Raw genomic sequence first — 23,172 nt, 5'->3', positions numbered from 1 at the left:
GTAGAGAATACCCATGTCTGAAGAAAAAATTGGTCAACACTATCTCGCCGCACTGCACCAGGCCTTCCCAGGCGTGGTGCTGGATGAAGCCTGGCAGACCAAAGATCAAATCACCGTCACGGTGAAAATCAACTACCTGCCGGAAGTGGTCGAGTTCCTCTATTACAAACAGGGCGGCTGGCTGTCGGTGCTCTTTGGCAACGATGAACGCCAGCTCTGCGGCAGCTATGCCGTCTATTACGTGCTGTCGATGGAGCAGGGCACCCGCTGCTGGCTCACCGTGCGCGTGGAAGTGGACGCCGATAAGCCAGAGTTCCCCTCCGTCACCCCGCGCGTACCTGCTGCCGTCTGGGGCGAGCGCGAAGTGCGCGACATGTATGGCCTGATCCCGGTCGGGCTGCCGGACGAGCGTCGCTTGGTGCTGCCGGATGACTGGCCGGACGAACTCTATCCGCTGCGTAAAGACAGCATGGATTACCGCCAGCGTCCGGCGCCGACCACCGACAAAGAGACCTACGAGTTCATTAACGAACTCGGCGACAAGAAAAATAACGTGGTGCCGATTGGTCCGCTGCACGTCACCTCCGACGAGCCGGGCCACTTCCGCCTGTTCGTCGACGGCGAGAACATCATCGACGCCGACTACCGCCTGTTCTACGTCCACCGCGGCATGGAGAAGCTGGCCGAAACGCGGATGGGCTACAACGAAGTGACCTTCCTGTCAGATCGCGTCTGCGGCATCTGCGGCTTTGCTCACAGCACCGCCTACACCACCTCGGTGGAGAACGCGATGGGGATCGTGGTGCCGGAACGCGCCCAGATGATCCGCGCCATTCTGCTGGAGGTGGAGCGCCTGCACTCGCACCTGCTCAACCTCGGCCTGGCCTGCCACTTCGTTGGCTTTGACTCCGGCTTTATGCAGTTCTTCCGCGTGCGTGAGACCTCCATGAAGATGGCGGAGATCCTCACCGGGGCGCGTAAAACCTACGGCCTGAACCTGATCGGCGGCATCCGTCGCGATCTGCTGAAAGAGGACATGATCGCCACCCGCCAGCTGGCCCAGCAGATGCGCCGTGAGGTGCAGGATCTGGTGGATATTCTGCTGAGCACGCCGAACATCGAACAGCGGACCGTCGGCGTGGGCCGTCTCGACCCGCAGATCGCCCGCGATTTTAGCAACGTCGGCCCGATGGTGCGCGCCAGCGGCCACGCCCGCGACACCCGCGCCGATCACCCGTTTGTCGGTTACGGCCTGCTGCCGATGGAAGTGCACAGCGAGCAGGGCTGCGACGTCATCTCCCGCCTGAAGGTGCGCATCAACGAGGTCTTTACCGCCCTGAACATGATCGACTTCGGCCTGGACAACCTGCCGGGCGGCGCGCTGATGGTGGAGGGTTTCACCTACATCCCGAACCGCTTTGCGCTGGGCTTTAGCGAAGCGCCGCGCGGGGACGATATCCACTGGAGCATGACCGGCGACAACCAGAAGCTGTGGCGCTGGCGCTGCCGGGCGGCCACCTACGCCAACTGGCCGACCCTGCGCTACATGCTGCGCGGCAACACCGTCTCCGACGCGCCGCTGATTATCGGCAGCCTCGATCCTTGCTACTCCTGCACCGACCGCATGACGGTGGTGGACGTGCGCAAGAAGAAAAGCCAGGTGGTGCCGTACAAAGAGCTGGAGCGCTACAGCATTGAACGCAAAAATTCGCCGCTGAAATAAGGACTTGCCATGTTTACCTTTATCAAAAAAGTGATCAAAACCGGCACGGTGACGGAGTCCTATCCCCTCCAGCCGATTGCGGTCGACAAAAATATGCGCGGCAAGCCGGAGCACGATCCTCAGCAGTGTATCGGCTGCGCGGCCTGCGTGAACGCCTGTCCGTCCAATGCCCTGACGGTGGAAACCGATTTAAAAAACGGCCAGTTGGCCTGGCAGTTCAACCTGGGGCGCTGCATCTTCTGCGGACGCTGCGAAGAGGTCTGCCCGACCACCGCCATTAAGCTCTCCCAGGAGTATGAGCTGGCGGTGTGGAGCAAAGCGGATTTCCTGCAACAGTCGCGCTTTGACATCTGTCACTGCCGGGTCTGCAAGCGCCCGTATGCGGTGCAGAAAGAGATTGATTACGCGATCGCCCTGCTGCGCCACAACGGCGACCAGCGCGCCGAATCGCATCGCGAGAGTTTTGAAACCTGCCCGGACTGCAAGCGCCTGCAGGGGCTGACCCCGGCGGACAAAATCCAGCTGACCCGGGAAATGGAGGAAGCGACACGATGAGCGAACTGTTAGGGCCACGTAACGAGCAGGGGATCCCGGTCCCCGTCACGGTGGACGAGTCCATCGCCAGCATGAAGGCCTCGCTGCTGAAAAAAATCAAACGCTCCGCCTACGTCTACCGCGTGGACTGCGGCGGCTGCAACGGCTGCGAGATTGAGATCTTCGCCACCCTGTCGCCCATCTTCGACACCGAGCGCTTTGGCATCAAGGTGGTGCCATCCCCGCGTCACGCCGACATTCTGCTGTTCACCGGGGCGGTGACCCGCGCCATGCGCTCCCCGGCGCTGCGGGCGTGGGAGTCTGCCCCCGATCCGAAGATCTGCATCTCCTACGGCGCCTGCGGCAACTCCGGCGGCATCTTCCACGACCTGTACTGCGTCTGGGGCGGCACCGACAAAATCGTGCCGGTGGATGTCTACATTCCCGGCTGTCCGCCGTCGCCTGCCGCCACGCTCTACGGCTTTGCCATGGCGCTGGGGCTGCTGGAGCAAAAAATCCACGCCCGCGAGCCGGGCAGCCAGGACAACCAGCCCGCCGAACTGCTGCATCCGGAGATGGTCCAGCCCCTGCGGGTGCGCATCGACCGCGCCGCGCGCCGTCTGGCGGGTTATCGCTATGGCCGCCAGATCGCCGACGACTTTATGCGCCATCTGATCGAGGGCGACGAAAGCGTGGCCCGCTGGCTGGCAAACGAGAACGATCCGCGCCTGAACGAGATCGTGGGTAACCTCCTCGAGGTGGTCGGGCAGGAGCGTGTGTGATGAGTGAGACGGTGGTATTCAGCCAGCTCAGCCGCAAGTTCATTGACCAGAATGACAACACGCCTGCTGATGCCCAGCAGGTGATCTACTACGGGCTGGCCATCGGCCATCATCTGGGGGTGATCGACTGCCTGGAGGCGGCGCTCACCTGCCCGTGGGAGGCCTATCTGGACTGGATCGCCACCCTCGAAGCGGGGAGCGAGGCGCGGCGCAAGATGGAGGGCGTGCCGCGCTACGGGGAGATTGTCATCGACAGTAATCATATTGTGATGCTGGCCAGCGCCTTTGACGCCGCGATAGCGCGGCAGACGGCGCAGCAGCAGGAATGGAGCGAAGCATTGCTGGGCATGCTCCACGCCATTCACCAGGAAAATGCCATCTACCTGATGGTGAGGAGGCAACGTGACTGATGTTTTACTCTGCGTCGGCAACAGCATGATGGGCGACGACGGCGCCGGTCCGCTGCTGGCCGAGATGTGCCGGGAAGCCCCGCGCGGCGACTGGGTGGTGTTCGACGGCGGCAGCGCGCCGGAAAACGACGTGGTCGCGATCCGCGAGCTGCGCCCGGCGCGGCTGCTGATTGTGGATGCGACGGATATGGGACTCAACCCGGGTGAGATCCGCCGTATTGACCCGGACGATATTGCCGAGATGTTTATGATGACGACGCATAATATGCCGCTGAATTATCTGGTGGATCAGCTGAAGGGGGATGTGGGGGAGGTGGTTTTCCTTGGCATCCAGCCGGATATTGTGGGGTTTTATTATCCGATGACGGAGAAGGTGAAGGGGGCCGTCGAGAGGGTTTATGAAAGTCTGGTAGACCGGGATGGGGTGCTGGTGTTTGGGGAGTTGTGAGGGGGAGATTCTGTACGGATCTAAAAACTGAATAGCTGAGACTTGCCGAAATCCACAGCGGGACTCCAGCAGACCACGTTTAATCCCGAAGCCGCGTAAGCGGCTTTTTTATGCCTGCCGTATAATTCCTGCGCTATTTCTGTATAATCCACACTCAGAATATGGATTTACAACACGGAGATGTGGAAATGGCTATTCCTGGCAACATGTGGCTTTACGACGATGGCGGCGCTTTAATTAAAGGTGGCTGCGATGTTCAACACCGGGACTACAGCATCGAATTCAAGGGTTTTCACCATAACTTATCCATACCAACCGATAATTTTACCGGTAAACCAACAGGCCCGCGCCAGCATTCGGCAATGCTGATCACCAAAGAGTTCGACCCCTCCTCCCCATACCTGTATAAAGCAGTAGCCACGGGCCAGCGCTTAGTTAAATGCGAACTGAAATTCTATAAAATTAATGATGCAGGCCAGGAAGCGGAATACTTCAATATTCTTCTTGAAGGTGTTCGTATTGTTTCAGTTACCCCTACAATGGCTTCTCCAGAAGATCGGAATAACAATCACCTTGAATCGGTGGAGCTTCGCTACGAAACAATCACATGGAAGCATAACGATGGGAATATTATTTTCACCGATGCATGGAACGAACGCCAGACGGCTTAATGAGGTGAGTGGATGGATACCACAGAAGAAAGAAACGGAACATACTTTTATCACGGTCAATCTAACCTGACGGCTGGCGAACTATTTGATGTGATATTCCTCGAGCAATTTTGTGATGAATTCGGGATCGGGGTTTCGTCTGGTGCTGCTATCCTTGCTGGTCAACCATGGCTGGAAACAAGAACGAAGCCAGGAACGGCTATCAAAGGAACGAGTGTTGTCTCTAAGTATGCACGAATGCTGCTTAAGGATACAAAAGTACCCTTTGGCTTGAGAGTTAAAACTCCCGTCGGTATAAGAATGAGAACGACTAATAGTCTCGCCGCTGTCATTGCTCGTTATGTTCCATGGATTGGCTGGGTTGGGCTGGTCAATTCATTGTACCAGGTCTCACGTAAAACTCAGGCAAAATACAACCTGATTGCTCGCCCTAAAGACCGTATTCAGTTCACATCTTTTTGATGCAAAAATATGACAATCGCTAATGAGGTACTTGAATTATTCAACAAAGAGATCTCGAAGGAACTCGACAATGAGGGCAAAGAGGTAATGCTTGTACTGGATTCTGATTTATTTGACGTGCCAGGAGATGATCTACATTACGTTTTGATTAAGTATGAGCAGATATTCAACGTGGATCTGTCAAATGTGAAGTGGCGTTACTATTTCCCCTGGCAGAATATTCCTCGGCTAAAACGATGGTTTGGTAACGTTAAACAGAAAGACGTTGAGGCAACCCGCTTACCACTTACTGTACGTATGTTCGCTGAATCTGCCGAAGCAGGTAAATGGTTATTTGATTAAGTTACGCCAGTAGGGTCTGGATGTTTAGTTGATACCGTTCAGTTCTGCTAGCTGTTCTATATCTGAACAGCATAATCGGCGGCACCGGTCCGCAGTCTGATAATCCGTAATGCCGAAAATAACGCGCCAGTAATTTTAACAGGAGCACGCGAAATGCCAGGGAAGATGTTCATGCTTGCAGTAGTGGTTAGCCTGGCGGCAGGGTGTGCGCCGTTACAACCTTCGGGATGCCACAAAACCTCAGCATTGGGCAGTTGCAGTTCTGGCCGCTGGGACGATCAGGATGAGTGGGGCTCGCAGGCACGGGGAATCAAGGCGGCGATAGAGGATGAAATCGCTGAGCCAGAACGCTGGAAGGGAAAGAAATGCAGGCTGCATATGGAATTTGCGCAGGATAGTAGGGCGTTAAAGGTATCTACCAGCGATGGCGATAAAGAGTATTGTGAAGCGTTGAAAGTGGCAGCCCAAAAAGCGACGTTCCCGGCGTTTAGTAATCCGGAGGTGTATCGGGATTTTCAAAAGGTTGGGTTTGATATGCGGGGGTAGGCGGGTAAATAACGCTGGAATGTCCGCTTTGTGCCAAGAGCAGACGTTGCCTCTCAAGACTATAGCTTGCTGAGTTTTCAGAACTCAGTGTGCAAGATTATGTAGTGAAAAAATGATGAGTAGAGTCCCTCCAGCTGTGTTCACGTATTTTTTTAGCTGCGCTGGATTAACCTTTTTGGCTGAGAAGACCGGGGTATGGCTAATGGCAATAAGCCAAAGACTCATAACTGCTACGTGCACAGAAGCTAATGCCAGGTAATTCTCTACGCCACCATGCTTACCGCTAAACTGAGAAACAACAGTGAGGTAAAAGATAATAGCTTTAGGATTTAAGATATTAGCCAGCCAAGCATCTCTTAGAGTAACTGTGGTCATGCCATTATTCCGGTAATTGAGCTTTGCACTCAAGCCGCTTCTGATGAGCATAAAACCCAACCAAAGAAGATAAAGGGTACCTGCAAGTTTTATGACATCGTAAACTGCGGGAGATGAAACAATAAGGGCAGTTATACCCAGTCCAATCAGAAGAGCATGAGTGTAAATACCCAATGCTGTTCCGGCGAGGGTTCTGACAAGACCATTGCGCCCACCAGACAGTGCACTGCTCATGACAAGTGTGAAACTTGCACCGGGTGATAATGCAACAGGCAGTAATACAGGTAAAAAGCCAATGAGATTAATTTCCATATGCTTTCAATATTATGTAACGTCTCTTCTCTCTGCAAGCTCAGTAGTCATCTCGTTGTTTTAGGAGCCATGGACTGTTCATTATCAAAGAATGCCCGCTCTTCGCTCTTAGAAGACCATATGGCTCTTCAAGCGGTCCGCTACGTGCCAGGAGCGGACGTTGGCACATAGCTTACTGATGTAGTTCACCTGCTTTTTATAAGAGGAGATAGTGTTTGGGAAATGTGCAATGATTACCAGCCAATATCTTGATTGATTTTGCCACCATGCCTTCTGTGCCCTTTCCTGTATTAACGCTGTTGGCCTTAACGCTGTTGCTGGTTCGGGCGCTGTTTCCCGCGCATCAACGTCATCGCGGCACGCTCTATTTTTTGATTACCTGCATTCTTCTTATTGCTGTTACTACGCTGCGCTGGGAATTTAACCTCGCCTCGCTGAGGCATCTTCAGCCGTTCCTGGCAATGCTTTTGCCGCCCGTTGTCTGGCACAGCTTTATCTCCATGGCCCCGGTCAACAGGCGGCGCTATTTAATACAGCTGCTGGCGCCGGCGTCGCTCTCTTTATGCATCAGAATCGTGTGGCCCGCGTCAACAGACTGGCTTCTGATACTGCTGTTTACCGGGTACGGATGCAGCCTGCTCAGCTTTGCCCGACAGGGAGGCCGCCGGTTGACCCTCTGTCGGGGTGAACTTGAGCAAACAAAAAGAATGGCGTCCCTGGCTGGCTGTTTCCTGTGCCTCTCAGCCATCGCCGATCTGCTGATCTTGTTTGATTTCGGGATGACGGGTGGAAAACTCGCGCCGTCCATTATCGCGATTGCTCAGGCAATGCTGTTGCCCTTTATTGGCGCGGCGATCCTGGCTGCCGGAAAACACGTGGCGCAGGCGGAGACCGGGGCAAAGGTTGCCCCGGCGCGTCCAGTTATTGTAGAGGATGAAGCGGCCAACACTTTCAATGCTTTAGAGAAAATGGTGCGGGATAGCCAGATTTACCTCAACCCCGACCTGACGCTTGCGCTGTTGGCCAGGAAAACGGGGATTCCCGCTCGTCAGCTTTCCAGTTCGGTTAACGCGGTCAGCGCGGGAAATCTCTCTCAGTGGATAAACGGATTTCGTATCGAAAGGGCAAAGACGCTGCTGGTCAGCACCGCGTTGCCCGTTACGGAAATCATGCTGGAGTCCGGATTCACTACCAAATCGAATTTTAATCGCGAGTTTCAACGCGTTGTTGGCGCCTCTCCGACGGCTTTCCGTCAGCAGCAGCGGGAAAATTTAACGACGCATTCAGAAATGCGCTGATTTTAACTGCAAGCTTCTGATGCAGCTCGATTCTGTTAAATCCTTTTTGATCGCGACAGATAATGCCATCGCCCGGCGACTCTTTATCCAGCAGTGATTCCGCACCCGCCTTGCACAACTGCATAAAGCTGAAATGCGTTGCCCCGGCGATAACGTCATACTCTCTCCAGTGCGGTTTTATCCAGGTGGCGAGATAACCGGACTCTTGCGCGGCCGGGAGTCTGATTACATTATCCCCCTGAGCGGCAAGGATCAGAACGGGTCTGTCTATCTGGCGCAGGCTCTGCTGAGTAAAACCCGGCGCTAAACCCAAATCGAGCGAAACAATGGCGTGAATTCTTGCGTCCCGGTAATTTGCCGAAAGCTTTTCGCGCGTAAGATCTGAATTAATCCCCAATTTTTCGATTAACACGCAATCATTCCGCTGCGGTCGCGACTGGCAGTCATTAATAAATTGCCTGGCGTTAAATTGCGCGCCAGCAAGCGACAGCACGGTCCAACCGCCAAGCGAATGACCTAAAGCGGCAATACGACTGTTATCGGTTTCGCCAACCAGCCGGGGAGAGCCAGTAATAAAATCGATAACCCGCGTTATATCCAGCGGACGCTGCCACAGCTTTCTCGCTTCATCCGGATTCTGATTAAAGGTGGTGGTGCCGGGATGATCGGGGGCAGCCACAATATAACCCTGCATCGCCATTATCTGCGCAAGCCAGGACATATTTCGCCAGCTGCCATTATAACCGTGCGAGATAACCAAAAGAGGATGTTGCCCCTGCGCAGGCGGCGCATCACGAATAACGGACACACCCTCAAACGCAGCATTCTCGCCTGTTTTTTCAATCTTGCCCAGTGTCACGGAGGGATACCATACTGCCAGCTTCAGCGCCCTCTCCTGCCGATCTGTAAGCTCAAGCTGTCGAAAGCCGGGATAAGCATTGACCTGCATGGCGTAAAGCAAAAGCAAAAGAAACCCTGATTTGATAAACATATGACAGCCCTCTTTAGAAGAATGAGGGAGTATTCATAATAGAAATCCGTAGTGGCCGCGTCCTGGAACAGGATTCAGGTCGTCCTCAAAGGCGTACTCAGTGCGCCTGTCACTTTACTGGCCGCGACGCGATGGCGGTGAACGCTGCAAATGCGGACATATCATGCGATCGGCCAGGCCAGCGGACTTGTCGTTCGCTATAATTGCCGCTGTCCTTTATCAGTCGCGCATTATTATGGACTGCGAGCGGCGTATTGAGTTTGCGCGGCGACAGGCTGTACAGCACTCAGTCAATTTTAACAGGAGGTCATTATGCAAGAGGCTCTGAAGCTGGAAGAACGGCTTATTAAGGCCATGATTCGCTCAGACTGCGAAACCCTTAACGCGCTCATTGCAGATTCGCTTATATTCATTAATCACGTCGGGCAACAGGTCACGAAAACAGAGGATTTGGCAATGCATGCTTCTGGCCAGATTCATATTGAAGCTGTAACGCGTGAATCGTTTGACGCCTGCGAATACAGCGGCTGTCTGGTGGTGAATACCTGTCTGTCAGTTATCGGCAGCTACGCCGGTCAGCGCGCAAATGGCCGTTTTCATTATTTACGCACCTGGGCAATGACGGGAACAGGTTGGCAGGTTGTTGGTGTGAAAAGCTCTGCAGCCTGAAAGTATAAGAGGTAAACGCTGAGATAGTTTACTGATACCCGAGCAGGCTGAATTTATCGCATCTGTATTTTAGATTTGATAAAGACTGACATTTCGATTTGAAGACGGCCATAATGTCCGCTTTTCGCTCTTAACGGACACTCAAACGCAGTAAGGGGCCTGCCACAGCCCCTTTTCACAACCTCAAATCAGATCGCATTAACTAAATTCCACCCGCACTCAATGCACGCTGATATAAGGCTCCTTCACAAACTCATTAAGCAGCCAGACCAGATCATGCAGCAGCCCCGCCAGTTCTTTCTCAACGCTGGCAGGCAGCGTTCCACCCAAAATGGCCTGCACCAAAGCCAGCGCATAATCCACCTGGGGGGCGGTTTCCCGCCAGCAGTCCGGCATACAGGAGGCGAGTGATTCCCCCTGAATTAACTGGGCGAAAAGGTCGGCGGGAGTTCGACATCGCAAAGTTCACGCAACTGGCGCAGGGCGTGCAGCAGACGTTCGCAGAGCGCAGCGCGGGTTGAACTGTCGTCAGTTTCAATCAGTATGCTCACTAGCGCAGTGCAGTTGTCGGCGACCTCAAAGAGATCCGACTTAGCAGTAAGGGGCAGGGGGATGAGGTGATCAATAACGTTTTCGTCAGATTGCGGGTAAGTCAGGGTTGGGATAGTAGTCATAATGACATCCTCTATATGCTATTTAAATTAGCCACCCTATGAGTTCCTACGCTCGGGGAGGCAGCGCTGACGGAGGTAGGAATACCGCGCATATAGAAAACGGCCAGCCTCTCGGCTGCTCCGCCAGCGCCACCGTGATTGTAACGGGATAAACGCTGCCACGACATAGTGAATGTCGATATATGCTCGGGTTCCTACGCCCGGTTGCGGATGTATCGCAACGCAGTCACTTTACGAGTCTGATTATGGGAATAAAAGCCTTAACCCTGAATTACATAGGGTTACTTTGAGGTTTGCGAGGCGCCTTCCAGAAAGGCCATGCCGGGGGCGCTTCGCTTGCCCGGCCTACGATGCTACTGCTCTTGCTTTACATGAACATGATATTTCCCGCGTCTTCAGCAGCTACACTCTGAACGACCTTTTGGTTCAGTTGCGGGAGGAGGTGAGGGGATTTTGCTGACGCTGAGTTAATAACTACCGGCAATGTGCGAGAAGCAGCTTTAAAGTCTTCCGGCTGCGTCTTCATCTTCGCAACCGGAAAGCAGAATACATTAATGATTAAAATGCTATCGCGACGTCTAATTGACCTGTAACACCGTCGCTGTGAGTATCTGCTGAAAGATAATCCACGCGCGTCGCGACCGTGATATTACGGTATTCCCCGTTCAGACGCAGACCCGCTTTGTACAGATTTTTGCTGCCGAATGAAGAGGTTTGATCAATACCTATTCCATACAGCGTTCCGTGACTGTTCACGCTATCGTCATTCAGCAGGCGTTCATAGCCCAGATTGATGCCCGGCGTTAGCGCCCAGCTTCCCACCTGTTGCGGCAACAGGGCTATGCCCAGATCGGCGGTTGCGCTGGTTTGCGTTTCATTCACGCCTGCCATATCCAGCGCCAGTTCGCTGCCTTTCTCCTGAAATCCATCAATCGAAAGGTGAGTGACCTGCACTCCCAGCGCGGGATCGATCGTCAGTGAGGATGCTCTGGTGAGCCAACCCACTGAGGCCCGGCCGCTGTAGTACTGACCGCTGCTGTCCCCATGAGCCGTACCTAAGCCCCCCCCCCAGATGTCGCTCGCTCTCATAGTCGATGTATCCCGCACTCCCCTGTATACCCGCCCATGGACCGCTGTTAAGTGAACGGAAACCATAGCGAGCACCGAGCGTAGCCGAGGTGGTATGGGTTTTTACATCACCTCCTGCCGCAGAAACAGAACCCTGGCTGTAACCGATGGCACCGTTAGCGGTTGCGGAGTCATTAAAGCGGTGCGTGACGCCCACAAGCGCTCCGTTGGTATGCTCATTACTGGAACTTGCGCCGTCGTGGCTGTCTGTTCCAAGGTAACTTGTCAGCCCTTGCAGCCAGACCTGAGACTGCTCCGTCTGAAGGTTACGGCCTGTAATCTGTGGTGCAATGGCGTCGTACTGTCGTGATGGCTGACGCAGCAGATAGCTTTCGGCATCAGCATGAACCTGGCCGCCAATTTGTTTTTCCACGCCGCCTAACGATCTCTGATCGATGGCATTCTGGAGATAATAGTTGAACGCGGTGTAGTGTCCGGAGAGTGCCGAATCCTGCAGAGCATTTAGCGCGCTGGCCCCAGCCCCCGCATTGCCAGACAGGTTTTCCTGACCGGGCAGCGTCAGATAGCGCACCATCTTGCCTCTGAGCATATAAATGGTGGCCTGGTCGAGGCCCAGCCCGTCCTTAAGGTAACTGTCCATTGAACCATAGCTGGCGATGACCTGATCCAGGCCAGCCTGCAACCAGTTTGCACGCACCCCCATCAGTGCGCCGTACGTCTCTTTCATCGAGGCCGGCAGCATGGCGACGGTGGCATTAAGGCGTGCCGCTGTGTAGTCGTTGGTGGCGAGATAGTTCGCCATAATATCGTCCTGACTGACGCCCGCTATTGATTGCAATACCGCACTAATCCACCCCGTGCGATCCTTACCTGCCGTGCAGTGATAGAGCGCAGCATCATCCGCGTTAGCCAGCTCCCGGAAGACTTCGCCGAGTCCCTGACGGGCATAATCGCTGGTGACAAAGCTACGCTCTCCCTCTTCCATCATCGCGTCCACATCGCCGACGGTCATCTTACTGAGATCAATCACGAACGTGCCGTTATCCCCGATGAGGTCGATGTTCACATATCGACTGCCATCAGGCAGCGTATCGGCCTGTGCGGCCACTTCCGACGGGGAGCGGACATCAATCACCGTGGAAATCGCCAGGCTGTTGAGCGTGGCAAGATCGTCGCCCTGGGGCGTCAGGGCATTGGAGCGATAGAAAACGCCGGAGCGCATCTCACCGTTATAGGTGGTGGTGTAGGCCGTATCGATTCCGGCTATATCGCGGAGATTATCGATCCCGGCGAGACGGGGCGTGTTGAGGAGAGTTTCAGCCTGGGCGGTGGTGCAGAACAGGCAAATCAGGACAGCCAGAGGACGTACGGACGATTTCAAAGCAATACTCCTTGTCAATAAATGTAAACAAGGCGCGGAGTATATTGAGGAAATGTTGCATTAATGTTGCAAAATAGATCGTATTATTGATTATGAAGGGTATCGAATGATGCAACCTTACCTTCTCTTTGAATCAATAAAGGGGCTCGCCACTGCCGCCGCGAGCCTGAAGGATAAGCGCTGCTGCGACTTATAAATATCGCTATGTAGAATACGGGTTCCTGCGACCGATTGTGGATTTGCCGCAACGCAGTCACTCTACGAGCCTGATTACAGTTATAAAAGCGTTAACCATGAATTGGATAAGGTTAATTTAGAGGTTGCGAGGCACTTTCCAGAAAGTCTATGCCGGGCGCGCTTCGCTTGCCCGGCCTACGATGTTGATACTATTGCTTATCATGAAAATGATATTTCCTGCCCCTTTAACATCCGCAGCGAAAATATCAAAACTGTCATCGTTACTTATGTCGATGACAGCCCCTATAAATGCCATAACTATTACCCAGAACGTTTAAAAGTTCTCTTATGAACTTATTAGATGCAAAATATAATTTGCTTATTTACTCATTAAATTTTACCTCTTATACTCGCTGGGTTGACTTAAGCTAAATTGCCAGGGCGGCTATGAATTATAACAATGACGTTATTAGCTATTTACAAGCAAACAATATTCTTGCGTTAAAGCTCGATCGTGCGCTAACAGGCGTTAGAGAAGTGGTTTCCACGCAGATAGAAACCATAGGCGCAGGTGCTAAACGAGCCCTTTATTACACATCCTGTTTTACAGATGATTATCAGGATGTTTGTAGAAACCAAAAGAATGAAGATGTTCGTTTTGCAAATGGCGTTGTACAGGTCTTTCAGAACAATGATATTGCCTGTGAAATGCTTCGTATTTATTTCAATGATATATTTCAGTACAAAACGTCTGAGCAGTTAGAGAATATCAAGCGTAAGTTAATGGCGGTTAACGTTCATATTGACGCAAATGCTCTCACCAGCGCAGGATTCGCGCTAGCGGTCGCTTACTGTGTCGCTATTGGTATGAACTTAAGTCTTGAAATGAGTGCGTCGGTTGGCGGTAAGGCCGGAGGAGTTGTTGCCGTTGTGGGTATGTATGGCGTCGTGCAGAAAGCGGCCGACAGTGCGCAACGTCTGAAATATATCTATCCAGCCTATTACGCAGCGTTGTACTCACGGGAGCTTGAAATGATGTATTTCCTGGTAGAACCATTATTTGAACGAGCCGGAGCATTCTCTCATTCAACATCGGATAGCGATATAGCTGATATCATCACTAAGATGATTAGTTAACCATGATTAATATAATATATAGAATATTCAGGCGGATATTTAAGTCTTTACTCTCTTACTATGGTCCGTCCATTTTAACAATATTATTCGCATTGGTGCTGATACATTTTTTTCCAAACGGTCCTTTATGGCCTATACCTGTGTTTTTTTTAGTTGTTCTAATTTTCATTAAGTGGTAAAGCTCAATTTAAATTTTTGAAATAATAAGGACGTTATATGTCTACACCCGCCCATTTATGGCTTGAAGATGAAAATGGCTCTCCAGTTGTAGGTGGCTGCATTATGCCGCTACGATTAGGCTCAATTGAGCTTAAGTCGTTCTCCCACGGTGTCACCATTCCGGTGGATCCGAATCTGGGAAAGCTTACCGGGACGCGTGTCCATCGCCCCGTCACTATAGTAAAAGAGTTCGACCGGACCACGCCGCTTATTTATCGTGCAGTATGTGAAGGAAGAACGATGAAGAAAGCCACAATTAAGATGTACCGAATCATTGATTCAGGTATTGAGGCTGAATATTTTAATATCATTCTGGAGAATGTGAAATTTACAACTGTTGCACCCTATCTGGCTCCGAATGGAATGAGTAGTACTCATCTTGAAACGCTGGAGTTACGTTACGAGGCGATCACCTGGAAATATACAGATGGGAATATTATCTACCGTGACTCATGGAATGAGCGATGCTGTGCATGATCGAGTTCATCATTTCTAAATAAAAGTGCAATCCTGTCATCGTCACTTCTGACGACGACAGTGACACCCCTCAATAAAACCCTTTAAATTCAACGCTATAATTTCTGGCGCGATTTATGCATACCCCCTCCCGCTTATTACCCAGCCGGAGTTAAAGGATGAATCGCTTTATCATTGCCGATGCCAGCAAATGCATCGGCTGTCGTACCTGTGAAGTGGCCTGCGTTGTTTCCCATCACGACACCCAGGACTGCGCGTCGCTGACCCCGCAGAACTTCCTGCCGCGTATTCACGTCATTAAAGGCGTCAACGTCTCCACCGCCACCATGTGCCGCCAGTGCGAAGATGCTCCCTGTGCCACCGTCTGTCCGAACGGGGCGATTACCCGCGATAACGATTTTGTTCACGTCCACCAGGAGCGCTGCATCGGCTGCAAAACCTGCGTGGTGGCCTGCCCGTACGGCGCGATGGAAGTGGTCCTGCGTCCGGTTGTGCGCAGCATCGGTAGCGGGCTGAACGTGATGTCGGAGAAGGCCGAAGCCAACAAGTGCGATCTCTGCTACCACCAGCCGGACGGTCCGGCCTGCGTGCAGGCCTGCCCGACCAACGCCATTGTCTGCATCGACAGGCAAAAACTTGAGCAGCTGAGCCAGGAGAAACGCCGTCGGGCGGCGCTGGACACTGTCTCTTCCATGATGCTGTAAGCATTTTCTCTTTTCACTTTTAGCAGGTCTGTTACTGATGAAAAAAATCACCAGCGTTTGCCCTTACTGCGGTGCGGGCTGCAAATTAAAACTCGTCGTTGAGAACAACAAAATCGTCCGTGCCGAAGCGGCAGAGGGGGTGACCAACCAGAACCAGCTGTGCCTGAAGGGCTACTACGGCTGGGACTTTCTCAACGACACCCGCATCCTGACGCCGCGCCTCACGCAGCCGATGATCCGCTACCAGAAGGGCGGCAAGTTTGTGCCGGTCTCCTGGGAGGAGGCCATACGCTATACCGCGAAGCGGCTGGGAGAGATCAAGGCGAAGTATGGCCCGCGGGCCATCATGACCACCGGCTCGTCCCGCGGAACGGGGAACGAAACCAACTACGTGATGCAGAAGTTTGCCCGCGGGGTGCTCAACACCAACAACGTCGACTGCTGCGCCCGGGTGTGTCACGGCCCGAGCGTGGCCGGGCTACAGGAGACGCTCGGCAATGGGGCGATGAGTAACTCCATCAGCGATATCGAGCACTCAAAATGTCTGCTGATCTTCGGCTACAACTGCGCCGACTCGCACCCCATTGTCGCCCGGCGGGTGATCAAGGCGAAACAGCACGGCGCGAAGGTGATCGTCTGCGATCCGCGTAAAATCGAAACCGCGCGCATCGCCGACCGCCATCTGCAGATCAAAAACGGCTGCAATATGGCGCTGGTGAATGCCTTCATCTACACCCTATTGGAGGAGAACCTCTACAACAGCGACTACGTGGCGCGCTACACCGACGGGCTGGAGAGGCTGCGCGAGACGGTGCGCGAATACGCCCCGGAAAACGTCGAGGGCATTACCGGCGTCAGCGCCCGGCAGATCCGCGATGCGATGCGCATCTACGCCGCCGCGCCATCCGCCACCGTGATGTGGGGGATGGGCGTCACCCAGTTCGGGCAGGCGGTGGACGTGGTGAAAGGGCTCTCAACCCTGGCGCTGCTCACTGGCAACCTCGGGCGCGAACACTGCGGCGTCGGCCCGGTGCGCGGTCAGAACAATGTCCAGGGTGCCTGCGACATGGGGGTCATACCCAACCAGTTCCCCGGCTACCAGGATGTGACCGACCCGCAGGTGCGGGAGAAGTTCGCCCGGGCGTGGGGCGTTGATCCTGCACGGATGGATGACCAGGTGGGCGTGCGCATCACCGAGGTGCCGCACCTCGCCCTGGAGGGTAAGGTCAAAGCGTATTACATCATGGGGGAAGATCCGCTCCAGACCGAGGCGGACCTGGGCCTGGTGCGCAAAGGCTTTGCGGCCCTCGATTTTGTGGTGGTGCAGGACATCTTCATGACCAAAACTGCCGAGGCGGCGGACGTGCTGCTGCCCGCCACCTCCTGGGGCGAGCATGGCGGAGTCTTTACCTGCGCCGACCGCGGCTTCCAGCGCTTTGAAAAAGCCGTTGAGCCAAAAGGCAACGTCAAGCGCGACTGGGAGATCATCAGCCTGATCGCCACAGAGATGGGCTACCCGATGCACTATCGCGACAACCAGCAGATCTGGGACGAGATGCGCGAGCTCTGCCCGCTCTTCTACGGCGTCACCTGGGAAAAAATGGGTGAGATGGGGCACGTCCAGTGGCCTTGCCCGACCCTCGACCATCCCGGCACGCCGTGGCTCTATGCGGATAACCGCTTCGACACCCCGAACGGCAAAGGCCAGCTTTTTGCCGCCCCGTGGCGCAAGCCGGCGGAAGTGCCGGACGATGAATACCCGCTGGTGCTCTGCACCGTGCGCGAAGTGGGGCACTACTCCTGCCGCTCCATGACCGGCAACTGCGCCGCGCTGCAGGCCCTGGCAGACGAGCCGGGCTTTGTGCAGATGAACCCGCAGGATGCTGCAAAACTGGGCGTTCAGGATCGCCAGCTGGTGTGGGTCAGCTCCCGCCGCGGGAAGGTGATCAGCCGGGCGGACGTCAACGAGCGCATCAACCAGGGGGCGGTGTACATGACCTATCAGTGGTGGATCGGCGCCTGTAACGAGCTGACCCAGGACAATCTTGACCCGGTCTCGAAAACACCGGAAACCAAATACTGCGCCGTCAAAATCGACGCCATCGCCGATCAGCCCTGGGCGGAACGCTACGCCCAGACCACCTATCGCGACATGAAAACCCGCCTGCGTGAGGCGGTGGAGAGTTAAATGAGTACAAACGGCACGCGGGTGCGCATTCGCGGCAAAGTCCAGGGGGTGGGGTTCCGCCCCTGGGTCTGGCAGGTGGCCCAGCAACTGGGGCTCAAGGGCGACGTCTGCAACGACGGGGCAGGGGTGGAGGTGCGTCTCGTCGGTGGGGCGCAGGCCTTTATCCGCCAGCTTGCCGTCGGCTGTCCGCCGCTGGCGCGTATCGACAATATCCATGAGCAGCCCTGGCGCTGGGCGCAGCCTCCGGTGGATTTTACCATCCGTGCCAGCGCCCACAGCCAGATGACCACCCAGGTGGTGCCGGATGCCGCCACCTGTCCGGCCTGTCTGGCGGAGATGAACGACCCGCGCGAGCGCCGCTACCGCTACCCGTTTATCAACTGCACCCACTGCGGGCCGCGCTTCACCATTATCCGGGCGATGCCCTACGACCGCCCGGCCACCACCATGGCGGGGTTTGCGCTCTGTCCGGCCTGCGAGGCGGAGTACCGCAACCCGGCGGACCGGCGCTTTCACGCCCAGCCGGTGGCCTGCCCGGAATGTGGGCCGCAGGTCAGTTGGGTGTGCGGCGAGGCGCGTGAGGAGCGGGAAGCCGCCCTGAAGGCCGCCGTATTGATGCTGAAACAGGGCGGGATCGTGGCGGTAAAAGGGCTGGGGGGCTTCCATCTGGCTTGCGATGCGCAAAACGTTGCGGCGGTAAACAGGCTGCGGGAACGTAAACGCCGCCCGACCAAGCCGCTGGCGGTGATGATCCCCGCGCGTCTCGCCGCATGGCTGCCTGACGACGTGCAGGCGCTGCTGCGCTCCCCGGCCGCGCCGGTGGTGCTGGTGGCAAAACACACTCTCTTCTGCGAGGCCATCGCCCCCGGGCTTAATGAGGTGGGGGTGATGCTGGCCGCCAATCCGCTCCAGCACCTGCTGATGCAAGATCTCGATCGCCCCCTGGTGATGACCTCCGGCAACCTGAACGGCTGCCCGCCTGCGCTCACCAACGCGCAGGCGCTGCGCGATCTCGCCGGGATCGCCGACGGCTGGCTGCTGCATAACCGCGATATCGTCCAGCGCATGGACGACTCGGTGATGCGCGCCAGCGGGGAAATGCTGCGCCGCGCCAGAGGCTTTGTGCCGGATGCGCTGCCCCTGCCGCCCGGTTTTGAACAGGCCCCGTCGCTGCTCTGCCTGGGGGCGGATCGCAAAAATACCTTCTGCCTGGTACGCGGCGGCCAGGCGGTGCTGAGCCAGCATCTGGGGGATCTGCATGATGACGATGCCGAACGTCAGTGGCAGCAGGCCCTGACCACCATTCAGGACATCTGGCAGTTTACCCCTGAGCGGGTGGTGACCGATGCCCACCCCGGCTACCGCGCCACGCAGCTCGGCCAGCAGATGCCCTATCCGCAGCATCAGGTGCTGCATCATCACGCCCACGCCGCGGCCTGCATGGCGGAACACGGCTGGCCGCGGGACGGCGGGGATCTCATCGCCCTGGTGCTGGACGGTATCGGTCAGGGGGAAAACGGCGCGCTGTGGGGCGGGGAGTGCCTGCGGGTGAACTACCGCACCTGCGAAAAGCTGGGTGGGCTACCGGCAGTGGCGCTGCCCGGCGGCGATCTGGCGGCGCGCCAGCCCTGGCGCAACCTGCTGGCCCAGTGGCAGGCGTTTGTCCCCGAGTGGCGGACGCTGCCGCAGGCCGTCCTCCTTCTGAACAAACCCTGGCAGCCGCTGGCCCGGGCGATTGAACGCGGGGTGAATGCGCCGCTGGCCTCCTCCGCCGGGCGGCTGTTTGACGCCGTGGCCGCGGCGCTCAACTGCGCCCCGGAACAGATCAGCTACGAAGGGGAGGCCGCCTGTCGGCTGGAAGCCCTGGCCCTGAGCGCCGCGCCGCAAAGCCACCCGGTCACGATGCCGGTACGCAACGGCGAGCTGGATATGGTCACCTTCTGGCGCCAGTGGCTCGGCTGGCAGGCGCCGGACAACGCCCGGGCGTGGGCCTTTCACGACGCGCTGGCCCAAGGGCTGGCGACCCTTGCGGGCGAACATGCCCGGCGGCGGGCGCTCTCCACCGTTGTCTGCAGCGGCGGGGTGCTGCACAACCGCCTGCTGCGCGAGCGTCTGCAGTTCTGGCTACGCGATTTTACCGTGCTGTTTCCCGGGCGGCTTCCCGCCGGTGACGGGGCGGTGGCTTTTGGGCAGGCAGTGATTGCCGCCGCGACTTTTCTTTGAATCTGGATCTGACTATGTACATGAAATATTTCAATAACCATCCCAAAGCCCTGGCGCTGATGCTGGCGTTAATCGCAACCAATATTCTCGCCTGGGGGCTGGCATTTTACCTCTTTCACGCCACGCCATCGCTGCTGGCGGCGAGCCTGCTGGCCTGGTGCTATGGCTTGCGCCACGCGGTGGATGCCGACCACATTGCCGCCATCGATAACGTCACCCGCAAGATGATGCAGCAGGGCAAGCGTCCCTGCGGCGTGGGGGCCTGGTTCTCGCTGGGGCATTCGACGATTGTGGTGCTGGCCTCCATTGCTATCGCCGCTACCGCTACGGCGTTCAGCCGCAATATAGAATGGTTCCACGAAACCGGCGGCACTATCGGCACGGCGGTCTCCGCCTTTTTCCTGCTGGCGATGGCGCTGGTCAACCTGGTTATTCTGCGCGACGTCTGGGGCAGCTTTAACAAAATGAAGCGCGGCGAAAGTGTGCCGGAAACGGTGTCGTTTGCCCGCGGCGGGGTGATGAACTGGCTGTTCCGCTCGGCGTTTCGCCTGGTCACCCGCAGCTGGCACATGTATCTGGTGGGCTTCCTGTTTGGCCTCGGGTTTGATACCGCCACCGAGATCGGGGTGCTGGGGATCTCCGCGGCGGGTGCCTCCAGCGGCATGTCGGTGTGGGCGATCATGGTCTTCCCGCTGCTGTTCACCAGCGGCATGGCGCTGATCGACACCCTCGATAACCTGATTATGGTGGGCGCATACGGCTGGGCCTTCAACAAGCCGCAGCGCAAGCTCTACTACAACATGACCATCACCGGCACCTCGGTGGTGGTGGCGCTGTTTATCGGCGGGCTGGAAGCGCTGGGCCTGCTGGCGGATAAGCTGGGTCTTGAAGGTGGCCTGTGGAACGGCGTCGCGGCGCTGAACGATAATCTCGGCAACGCCGGGTTTATCGTGGTCGGGCTGTTTGTCGCCTGCTGGGTTATCTCGTTAATCAACTACCGCTTTAAAGGCTACGACGCCCTGGTCGTACGCTAACGTCACCGCTGTCCGTTCGTCATGACACTTTTGACGAACGGACCCCTTCCCGTCATTAATCCCTCTTCTTTTCAAACACTTAATTTTAATTTTCAGGCTGGCATAGTTAATGCATACCGCTGGGGACATATTACCAACGGAGTAACACCGATGAAGAAAGTCGTCACGGTTTGCCCCTATTGCGCATCGGGTTGCAAAATCAACCTGGTGGTCAATAACGGCAAAGTCGTCAAGGCTGAAGCAGCACAGGGTAAAACCAACCAGGGCGATCTCTGCCTGAAGGGGTATTACGGCTGGGATTTTATCAACGACACCAAAATTCTCACCCCGCGCCTGAAGACGCCAATGATCCGTCGCGAGCGCGGCGGCAAGCTGGAAGCCGTCTCCTGGGACGAAGCGCTGGACTATGTTGCCAGCAAGCTCAGCGCCATTAAGGCTGAGCACGGCCCGGACGCGATCATGACCACCGGTTCATCCCGCGGTACCGGGAATGAAACCAACTACATTATGCAAAAATTTGCCCGCGCGGCAGTCGGCACCAACAACGTCGACTGCTGCGCGCGCGTCTGACACGGCCCATCGGTTGCAGGTCTGCACCAGTCGGTCGGTAACGGCGCAATGAGCAACTCCATTGTCGGCATTGAAAAAGCGGACATGGTCTTTATTTTTGGCTACAACCCGGCGGATTCGCACCCTATCGTGGCGAACCGCGTCATCAAGGCCAAACGCAACGGGGCGAAGATTATCGTCTGCGATCCGCGCAAAATTGAAACCGCGCGCATCGCCGATATGCACCTGGCCCTGAAAAACGGCTCCAACATCGCACTGCTTAACGCGATGGGGCATGTGATTATTGAAGAAGAACTTTACGACCGCGCCTTTGTGGCGGCGCGTACCGAGGGCTTCGAGGAGTATCGTAAGATCGTCGAAGGCTATACGCCGGAATCCGTTGAAGAGATCACCGGGGTCAGCGCGGCGGAGATCCGCCAGGCGGCGCGGATGTACGCGGCGGCTGAAAACGCGGCGATCCTCTGGGGCATGGGCGTGACCCAGTTCTACCAGGGCGTGGAAACCGTGCGGTCGCTCACCAGCCTGGCGCTGCTGACCGGCAACCTCGGCAAGCCGTACGCAGGGGTGAACCCGGTGCGCGGGCAGAACAACGTGCAGGGCGCGTGTGATATGGGTGCGCTGCCGGATACCTATCCGGGCTATCAGTACATCAATAACCCGGAAAACCGGGCCAAGTTTGCCAAAGCCTGGGGCGTGGATTCACTGCCGGCCCATACCGGGTATCGCATCAGCGAGCTGCCTCACCGGGTGGCCCACGGGGAAGTGCGCGCGGCGTACATCATGGGGGAAGATCCGCTCCAGACCGACGCCGAGCTCTCTGCGGTGCGTAAGGCGTTTGAGGGGCTGGAACTGGTCATTGTGCAGGATATCTTTATGACCAAGACCGCCGCCGCCGCGGATGTGATCCTGCCGTCCACCTCCTGGGGTGAGCACGAAGGGGTCTACACCGCCGCCGACCGCGGTTTCCAGCGCTTCTTTAAAGCGGTTGAGCCGAAGTGGGACCTGAAAACGGACTGGCAGATCATCAGCGAAATTGCTACGCGGATGGGCTACCCGATGCACTACAACAACACCCAGGAGATCTGGGATGAGCTGCGTCATCTGTGTCCGGATTTCTATGGGGCCACCTACGAGAAGATGGGCGAGCTGGGCTATATCCAGTGGCCGTGCCGGGACGAGTCCGAGGCCGATCAGGGGACCGACTACCTGTTCGAGAAGGAATTCTCCACCCCGAACGGGCTGGGGCAGCTCTATACCTGCGACTGGGTTGCGCCGATCGACAAGCTGACGGAGGATTATCCGCTGGTGCTCTCAACCGTGCGTGAAGTGGGGCACTACTCGTGCCGCTCGATGACCGGGAACTGTGCGGCGCTGGCGGCGCTGGCTGATGAACCGGGCTATGCGCAGATCAACACGGCGGACGCCGCGCGTCTGGGTATCGAGGATGAAGCGCTGGTGTGGGTGACGTCGCGTAAAGGCAAAGTCATCACCCGCGCGCAGGTGAGCGATCGTCCGAACAAAGGGGCGGTCTATATGACCTACCAGTGGTGGATCGGGGCTTGTAATGAGCTGGTGACGGAGAACCTGAGCCCGATTACCAAAACGCCGGAGTATAAGTATTGCGCCGTGCGTGTGGAGGCGATTGCTGACCAGCAGGCTGCGGAACAGTATGTGATTGATGAGTATCATAAGCTGAAGAAGCATCTTAGGGAGATGGCAATGGGTTGAGGGGAACA

At 56.1% G+C, this 23,172-nt stretch carries 22 protein-coding genes and 1 pseudogene; 18 read left to right on the top strand and 5 right to left on the bottom strand.

From position 1 onward, the window contains the following. The first annotated feature begins 13 nt into the window (after positions 1–13). From hycE to DVA43_RS11995, 9 genes are all read left to right on the top strand, one after another. Positions 14–1,723 carry a formate hydrogenlyase subunit HycE gene (gene hycE, locus DVA43_RS12035; RefSeq protein ID WP_114315684.1) on the top strand — a complete coding sequence of 570 codons (1,710 nt, stop codon included), beginning with the start codon at positions 14–16 and terminating at the stop codon, positions 1,721–1,723. Between the two features lie 9 nt (positions 1,724–1,732). After that, positions 1,733–2,278 (top strand): formate hydrogenlyase complex iron-sulfur subunit, encoded by a 546-nt coding sequence (locus tag DVA43_RS12030; RefSeq protein ID WP_114315683.1) that lies wholly within the window; start codon positions 1,733–1,735, stop codon positions 2,276–2,278. Continuing rightward, positions 2,275–3,039, top strand: a complete 765-nt coding sequence (gene nuoB / locus DVA43_RS12025; protein WP_103178602.1) for an NADH-quinone oxidoreductase subunit B family protein — start codon at positions 2,275–2,277, stop codon at positions 3,037–3,039. The genes DVA43_RS12030 and nuoB overlap by 4 nt, the downstream gene beginning before the upstream one ends. Continuing rightward, a complete protein-coding gene (locus DVA43_RS12020; RefSeq protein WP_114315682.1) occupies positions 3,039–3,449 on the top strand; it encodes a formate hydrogenlyase maturation HycH family protein in 411 nt (136 codons plus the stop codon). The genes nuoB and DVA43_RS12020 overlap by 1 nt, the downstream gene beginning before the upstream one ends. After that, positions 3,442–3,897 carry a hydrogenase maturation peptidase HycI gene (gene hycI, locus DVA43_RS12015; protein ID WP_114315681.1) on the top strand — a complete coding sequence of 152 codons (456 nt, stop codon included), beginning with the start codon at positions 3,442–3,444 and terminating at the stop codon, positions 3,895–3,897. Before DVA43_RS12020 ends, hycI begins: the two co-directional genes overlap by 8 nt. Positions 3,898–4,085: 188 nt before the next feature. Then, positions 4,086–4,568: a type VI secretion system tube protein TssD gene (locus tag DVA43_RS12010; protein WP_114315680.1), complete on the top strand. Its 483-nt coding sequence runs from the start codon at positions 4,086–4,088 to the stop codon at positions 4,566–4,568. 12 nt (positions 4,569–4,580) lie between these two features. Then, a complete protein-coding gene (locus tag DVA43_RS12005) occupies positions 4,581–5,030 on the top strand; it encodes an STM2901 family protein (RefSeq protein WP_103824149.1) in 450 nt (149 codons plus the stop codon). 9 nt (positions 5,031–5,039) lie between these two features. Next, positions 5,040–5,372 (top strand): DUF1493 family protein, encoded by a 333-nt coding sequence (locus DVA43_RS12000; RefSeq protein WP_114315679.1) that lies wholly within the window; start codon positions 5,040–5,042, stop codon positions 5,370–5,372. Positions 5,373–5,525: 153 nt separating this feature from the next. Then, positions 5,526–5,918: a cell envelope integrity TolA C-terminal domain-containing protein gene (locus DVA43_RS11995; RefSeq protein WP_246842301.1), complete on the top strand. Its 393-nt coding sequence runs from the start codon at positions 5,526–5,528 to the stop codon at positions 5,916–5,918. An 84-nt stretch (positions 5,919–6,002) separates the two neighbouring features. On the opposite strand, the gene DVA43_RS11990 is transcribed toward DVA43_RS11995, so the two are convergent. Next, on the bottom strand, positions 6,003–6,605 hold the full coding sequence (locus DVA43_RS11990) for a LysE family translocator (RefSeq protein ID WP_114315678.1): 603 nt from the start codon (positions 6,603–6,605) through the stop codon (positions 6,003–6,005). 248 nt (positions 6,606–6,853) lie between these two features. Between DVA43_RS11990 and DVA43_RS11985 the strand changes: the two genes are divergently transcribed. After that, positions 6,854–7,903 (top strand): AraC family transcriptional regulator, encoded by a 1,050-nt coding sequence (locus DVA43_RS11985; RefSeq protein WP_246842300.1) that lies wholly within the window; start codon positions 6,854–6,856, stop codon positions 7,901–7,903. Here the strand turns inward: DVA43_RS11985 and DVA43_RS11980 are convergent. Continuing rightward, on the bottom strand, positions 7,809–8,894 hold the full coding sequence (locus tag DVA43_RS11980) for a serine aminopeptidase domain-containing protein (RefSeq protein ID WP_114315677.1): 1,086 nt from the start codon (positions 8,892–8,894) through the stop codon (positions 7,809–7,811). The genes DVA43_RS11985 and DVA43_RS11980 overlap by 95 nt on opposite strands. A gap of 312 nt (positions 8,895–9,206) precedes the next feature. Here DVA43_RS11980 and DVA43_RS11975 point away from each other — a divergent pair, with 312 nt between their 5' ends. Then, positions 9,207–9,563 carry a nuclear transport factor 2 family protein gene (locus tag DVA43_RS11975; RefSeq protein WP_114315676.1) on the top strand — a complete coding sequence of 119 codons (357 nt, stop codon included), beginning with the start codon at positions 9,207–9,209 and terminating at the stop codon, positions 9,561–9,563. Between the two features lie 219 nt (positions 9,564–9,782). Here the strand turns inward: DVA43_RS11975 and DVA43_RS25345 are convergent, their stop codons facing one another. The 3 genes and pseudogenes from DVA43_RS25345 to DVA43_RS11960 all read right to left on the bottom strand — a co-directional run bounded on the left by DVA43_RS25345 (position 9,783) and on the right by DVA43_RS11960 (position 12,707). Next, positions 9,783–9,959 carry a hypothetical protein gene (locus tag DVA43_RS25345; protein ID WP_327060710.1) on the bottom strand — a complete coding sequence of 59 codons (177 nt, stop codon included), beginning with the start codon at positions 9,957–9,959 and terminating at the stop codon, positions 9,783–9,785. A 26-nt stretch (positions 9,960–9,985) separates the two neighbouring features. Beyond that, positions 9,986–10,237 carry a hypothetical protein gene (locus DVA43_RS25340; RefSeq protein WP_371414025.1) on the bottom strand — a complete coding sequence of 84 codons (252 nt, stop codon included), beginning with the start codon at positions 10,235–10,237 and terminating at the stop codon, positions 9,986–9,988. A 558-nt stretch (positions 10,238–10,795) separates the two neighbouring features. Next, positions 10,796–12,707 (bottom strand): annotated as a pseudogene (locus DVA43_RS11960) (tyrosine-protein phosphatase). 624 nt (positions 12,708–13,331) lie between these two features. Here DVA43_RS11960 and DVA43_RS11955 point away from each other — a divergent pair. The 7 genes from DVA43_RS11955 to fdhF (DVA43_RS11925) all read left to right on the top strand — a co-directional run bounded on the left by DVA43_RS11955 (position 13,332) and on the right by fdhF (DVA43_RS11925) (position 23,164). Continuing rightward, positions 13,332–14,021, top strand: coding sequence for a hypothetical protein (locus DVA43_RS11955; RefSeq protein WP_114315674.1), 690 nt, complete (start codon positions 13,332–13,334; stop codon positions 14,019–14,021). 216 nt (positions 14,022–14,237) lie between these two features. Next, a complete protein-coding gene (locus DVA43_RS11950) occupies positions 14,238–14,717 on the top strand; it encodes a type VI secretion system tube protein TssD (protein WP_114315673.1) in 480 nt (159 codons plus the stop codon). Between the two features lie 158 nt (positions 14,718–14,875). Beyond that, positions 14,876–15,421 (top strand): electron transport protein HydN, encoded by a 546-nt coding sequence (gene hydN, locus DVA43_RS11945; protein WP_114315672.1) that lies wholly within the window; start codon positions 14,876–14,878, stop codon positions 15,419–15,421. Between the two features lie 37 nt (positions 15,422–15,458). After that, positions 15,459–17,609: a formate dehydrogenase subunit alpha gene (fdhF, locus tag DVA43_RS11940; protein WP_114315671.1), complete on the top strand. Its 2,151-nt coding sequence runs from the start codon at positions 15,459–15,461 to the stop codon at positions 17,607–17,609. Continuing rightward, positions 17,610–19,832, top strand: a complete 2,223-nt coding sequence (hypF, locus tag DVA43_RS11935; protein ID WP_114315670.1) for a carbamoyltransferase HypF — start codon at positions 17,610–17,612, stop codon at positions 19,830–19,832. Positions 19,833–19,852: 20 nt separating this feature from the next. Then, the gene (locus DVA43_RS11930) at positions 19,853–20,866 is read left to right on the top strand and encodes a HoxN/HupN/NixA family nickel/cobalt transporter (protein WP_371414035.1); all 1,014 of its coding nucleotides are present in this window, start codon (positions 19,853–19,855) and stop codon (positions 20,864–20,866) included. Positions 20,867–21,016: 150 nt separating this feature from the next. Further along, complete coding sequence (gene fdhF, locus DVA43_RS11925; protein WP_114315668.1) at positions 21,017–23,164, top strand: formate dehydrogenase subunit alpha; 2,148 nt, start codon at positions 21,017–21,019, stop codon at positions 23,162–23,164. The last annotated feature ends 8 nt before the right edge of the window (positions 23,165–23,172 follow it).

Origin of the sequence: Leclercia sp. W6 (genome assembly GCF_003336345.1) — a bacterium.
In the GTDB taxonomy this organism is placed as follows: domain Bacteria; phylum Pseudomonadota; class Gammaproteobacteria; order Enterobacterales; family Enterobacteriaceae; genus Enterobacter.
Note: the sequence above shows the minus strand (reverse complement) of the source record. Positions and strands in the feature narration are given on the sequence as shown.